The sequence below is a fragment of the Streptosporangium sp. NPDC049644 genome, from assembly GCF_040675205.1.
In the GTDB taxonomy this organism is placed as follows: domain Bacteria; phylum Actinomycetota; class Actinomycetes; order Streptosporangiales; family Streptosporangiaceae; genus Streptosporangium; species Streptosporangium fukuiense.
On sequence record NZ_JBFAOJ010000209.1, the window covers coordinates 1 to 4,000 of the forward strand.

The 4,000-nt window shown below is 67.5% G+C and carries 7 protein-coding genes; all 7 read right to left on the minus strand.

The annotated features are described in order from the left end of the window. Nucleotides 1-621 (minus strand): hypothetical protein (locus AB0J58_RS44280; RefSeq protein WP_364227701.1); only part of this gene is annotated, 621 nt, incomplete at its 3' end. 82 nt (nucleotides 622-703) lie between these two features. Further along, nucleotides 704-1,153 carry a hypothetical protein gene (locus AB0J58_RS44285; protein ID WP_357795757.1) on the minus strand — a complete coding sequence of 150 codons (450 nt, stop codon included), beginning with the start codon at nucleotides 1,151-1,153 and terminating at the stop codon, nucleotides 704-706. A gap of 3 nt (nucleotides 1,154-1,156) precedes the next feature. Further along, complete coding sequence (locus tag AB0J58_RS44290) at nucleotides 1,157-1,468, minus strand: hypothetical protein (protein ID WP_357795755.1); 312 nt, start codon at nucleotides 1,466-1,468, stop codon at nucleotides 1,157-1,159. Continuing rightward, the gene (locus AB0J58_RS44295; protein ID WP_357795752.1) at nucleotides 1,461-1,739 is read right to left on the minus strand and encodes a hypothetical protein; all 279 of its coding nucleotides are present in this window, start codon (nucleotides 1,737-1,739) and stop codon (nucleotides 1,461-1,463) included. Before AB0J58_RS44295 ends, AB0J58_RS44290 begins: the two co-directional genes overlap by 8 nt. Nucleotides 1,740-1,809: 70 nt before the next feature. Further along, nucleotides 1,810-2,034 (minus strand): hypothetical protein, encoded by a 225-nt coding sequence (locus AB0J58_RS44300; protein WP_364227704.1) that lies wholly within the window; start codon nucleotides 2,032-2,034, stop codon nucleotides 1,810-1,812. Nucleotides 2,035-2,402: 368 nt separating this feature from the next. Further along, a complete protein-coding gene (locus tag AB0J58_RS44305; RefSeq protein ID WP_357795746.1) occupies nucleotides 2,403-2,624 on the minus strand; it encodes a helix-turn-helix domain-containing protein in 222 nt (73 codons plus the stop codon). Between the two features lie 114 nt (nucleotides 2,625-2,738). Continuing rightward, a partial coding sequence (locus AB0J58_RS44310) for a TROVE domain-containing protein (RefSeq protein ID WP_364227707.1) occupies nucleotides 2,739-4,000 on the minus strand: 1,262 nt, incomplete at its 5' end.

The following is a 4,000-nucleotide window of genomic DNA, read 5'->3' on the forward strand; positions in this document are numbered from 1 at the left end:
CGCGGTGGCTACCGCGATCGTCACACCGCCACGGCTGGTCTGGTTGACGCTCGCGGTGTGGTTGGCGGTGCCGGTCGCTCCGCCAGCGGTGAGTGCGCGGGTGGTGACATGGCCGGAAAGGTTGGTGCTGACCTGCTGCTCTCGCCGCTCAGTGTGGCCGCTCGGCGGCGTCCATGTGGTCGCCCCGCCTGCGATACCGCTCGCGAAACGTAGTTCGAGGGCGTCAGCGCCGGGGCTGGTGATGGTGGGCGTGGTGACCGTGGTCGTGGAGCCGCTGCTGTTGTTGGCGTGGATAGGGGTGGTGGTGGCGCCGCCGGACACCGCGACGATGATGACGATGCCGTTCGCGGTGCTGCCCTGCGTGAACCCGTAGGTGGTGGGTTCGCTGCCGCCCGCTACCTTCCACCAGTACTTCTGGATCGGGCCGCCGCTGCGGGAGCCGAGCAGTTGCCAGGTAGCTCCACCCGTGGGCGTGCCCAGGTCAGTGAGCGTGGAGTCGGTGTCGGACGCCTGGAACGCGATCAGGATGTCGCCGCTCACCGTGCCGGTCGGTTTGGTGCCAGTGAATGAGCCGGTGGTTTGCCCCGACCCGAAGCCGACAGCACGGTACGTCGCAGCCATGCCCGCCCCTCCGCTTCACCGAGGGCGGGCATGAAAAAACCGCCCGGAGGCGGCGTCGATGTTCAGATCACATAGAAGATGATCATGGAGTCAGGTCGAGCTCCACGATCCCATTTGCGGACCACGAGATCAGGAGCGTGCCTGCTGACGTGCTATAACTCGATCCGAGGTTCACCAGCACGATCGCATTGTCGCCCACCAGTGCGTCCGCGTAGATCAACGCGCCCTTCGCGCCCGTGATCGTCGAGGACGTCCACGACACGTCGGAGGCGTCCCAGCGCAGGGTGCCGGAGACGTCGGCAACCGTCGTGCCGGTCAGGAGGGCGCCGCCAGCGGTGTACCCGGTACCGCTGACCTCGTTCGCGTTCCAAGGCGACACGCCGTAAGCGGTGTTCGTTGAAAAGTTCGGGCTGACCGAGTCCGTGAACAGGGCGACCTTATGCGTGTCGAGGTCGAGGTCCAGGGCGAGTTGGGTGGTGTCGAGGGCGTCCATCCATGTGGGAAGGAACAGGCCGGAAGCGGAAATGGCCATCTGTCAGCCCTCCTGAGCGGTAGGGGCCGGAGTAGACGGGACGCCCACGTTCACAGCTCCCACGCGGACAGTTGCCGATCCCGGCTCAGAAGAGCCGACGATGACGTCCTGCCGGGTTTCAGCGCGGGCCTCGGTCAGGGTCTGGGCGGCTTCGCGGTGTCGGGCCTTGGCCTCAGCGATGCGCTCGGCGTCGCCGGAGTCGAGCGCTTCCCGGTACGCCTCCTTGGCGGCCTCGGCTTCGTCTTCGTGGCCTGCGGTGGCGTCGAGCTTGTCGGCGAGCGCGCGGAGTTCCGCCGCCCTGTCAGCGCTACCCATGAGCGCGCTCCTCTGTGGTGGTGGTGGCGACCCGCACGAGCGGGGCGTTGATCTTCACGGACTGCTGGTCGTGGCCGTGCTGGACGGTGTCGTTGCCGAGCTGGTCGGTGGTGGCCTTGTAGCGGCGCCCGTCCTTGCCGATGCCTTCGCGGACCTGGTCGTGGGTGGCGTTCGTCCACCCTTGAGGGCGGGTCTGCGGCGCCTTGGCCTTCAGCCACTCGGCGTAGGACAGGCCCGTCTCCGGGGTCCAGGCGGTGGGCGAGAGAGCCACGACGACCTCCTCGGGCACGCAGAAAAGGCCGCCCAGTGGACGGCCTTCAAGGGGTCAGATCAGGTGGGGGTTAGGTCAGGGTGGGGACGGAGTCGTAGTTCTCGCCGGGAATCCGGGCGATGTCGGCCAGCGGTACCCACTGTTCGTTGACGAGCCTTTCAGGGCCGATCATCGTGTCCCAGTAGACGAGGGCGAGCCAGGCGCCGAGGTCCGTCTGGCGTCGAGCTCTCACCCACGCGACACGGCCCCTGAAGACCACGAGCGGCGGGCGCGGCGGAAGCCCAGACTCATCCACCAGGGCAGGCTACGGGCGGGGACCGACAATCAGGCGGGGCGGCGTCAGGGGTGAGGTGGAGGTACTTCATGGGTGTTCTCCAGGGGGTTGGAGCGAACAGGTTTGTGTGACCCGACCTCTTCGGCGACCCCCCGCGCGGGAGGTCGGGCCACGGTGCGCGGCGAACAGTGTCAGTCGGGGGACTCCACGTTCGGCGTCGCGCGGCACACCCCACCCGCCAGGGAAGGTGCGCGTTCTTGGTGGGGGCTGGCCAGCGCCCTCGCGCAAGGACCAGCCAGCCCCCGAAGGCTCGACGCGCGTACGGGGAAGTCCACGCGGAGCCAGCGCGCCCTCGCCAGAGGAGCGCGTCTACGAATGTCTAAGGGAATCTAGGCCGCGGCGTTCTCCGGCCGGCGTGCGTGCTTGCGGGTCTTAAATTCCGCCTTAGCCACGTCGAGCTGAGTGAACAGCATCTGGCCGTGCTTGTCCTTGTCGACCGGGGCGAGATGCTTACGCCGCACCCACTGGCGGATCGCGTCGGGCTTCACACCGCACAACTCGGCCGCTTGGCTCGTGGTCACGTACACCGTCTCGGGGTCGTATTCGGCCAAGGAGTCACCTCCGAACACGAAAAAGCCCCCACCCGGGATTTCTCCTGGATGGGGGCATAAGTCTCCGGGACAGATCATGACGCGTCACGGCCGAATCTGCAAGTTCAACTCAGCCTAAAAGGGCCAGCCCGCATTCTTTCCCGCCTCAAGCAGCGGGATCATCCGGAACGACGCGTCAGAGAAGCCGCCGAACTCGTGCCGGTTTCCGCTACCGGTGGGCATGGCGGCGTGCCGGTATCCGACCAGATTGAAGCCGTACATCGGGATGTGCTTAGGCGCCGACTCGGTGACGTTGCCTCCCCATCCGCTGTTCATGGTCTGCATGTCCGACAGGATCACGACCCGGTCATGGCCCTTGTAGGTGCGCTGCACAGAAGCGGCGATCTGCGTGCCGTGGCCGACCTCGCCAACCCGGTGGCAGAACCGGTCCATCTCCCTCAGGACCGAGGCGCCCTTGCCGGCGTCGTGGCGGAACACGCCATCAGCGAAGCCATACAGGTCGACCTGCTCACCGCGGGACGCCAGCGCCACCCCGAACAGAGCAGCAGCCTGGACAGGCGTGACGGTGGAGCGCTCCGAGATCGCACCGGATGTCATCGACCCCGACGTGTCGACGAGCACGAGAGTGCGCCCACCGAACGACGGCACATTGCCCGTGGCGAGGGTTAGCGCCTTGTCCAGGGCGTGACCCCAGCGCAGGCTCGGGGCATTGCGGTACGCGGAGTAGAACCGGAACGGCAACTGCCGCGACCGTGCCACCTCGTTGGGGTCGGCGAGCTTGGCGATGATCCGATCCGCCACCTCGTCGGGAAGTCCTGCCTCGTCGAAGTTGCGGAGGTTGCGGATCAGCGCCATGTAACCCATCGACGGCACGACAGCCGCCCACGCCTCGGCGTCCATCGGCCCCTGCAGCCAGCCGGCCAGCGCCTCCCACGTCATGCCCGCGGACTTCAGCCACTCCGGGTTGGCCAGGACAGCGCGCCGCTCCCCCACGGGCAGGGCGAGCAGCTCCGCGCGGGAGCGCAGCATCCGCAGCGTCTCAGGGATCGGGTTGTCGCGGCCGTGCCGGCGGTCGAGGGCGTGGGTGAACAGGTCTCCCTGCCACAGCCGCTTGTCCTCGTGCGGGGTGGGGTGGATGAGGTCGATGACGTCGCCGAAGCGGAAGCCCTTGCTGTCGCTGTCGTACTTGGCGAGATTCCGCTCGGTGTAGAGGCGCTGGACAGCGTCGGCGATACCGCGCTTGACCGGCTTGGGAATCGCCCGCCCGTAGGTGGACGTCCAGTAGGCGAGGGCCTCGCCGGGCTCGTCGGCGCGCTGAATGACGCTATTGACGAGCTGCCGGTTCAGACCGTGCTCGCCCGCGGCGAGCCGTGCCT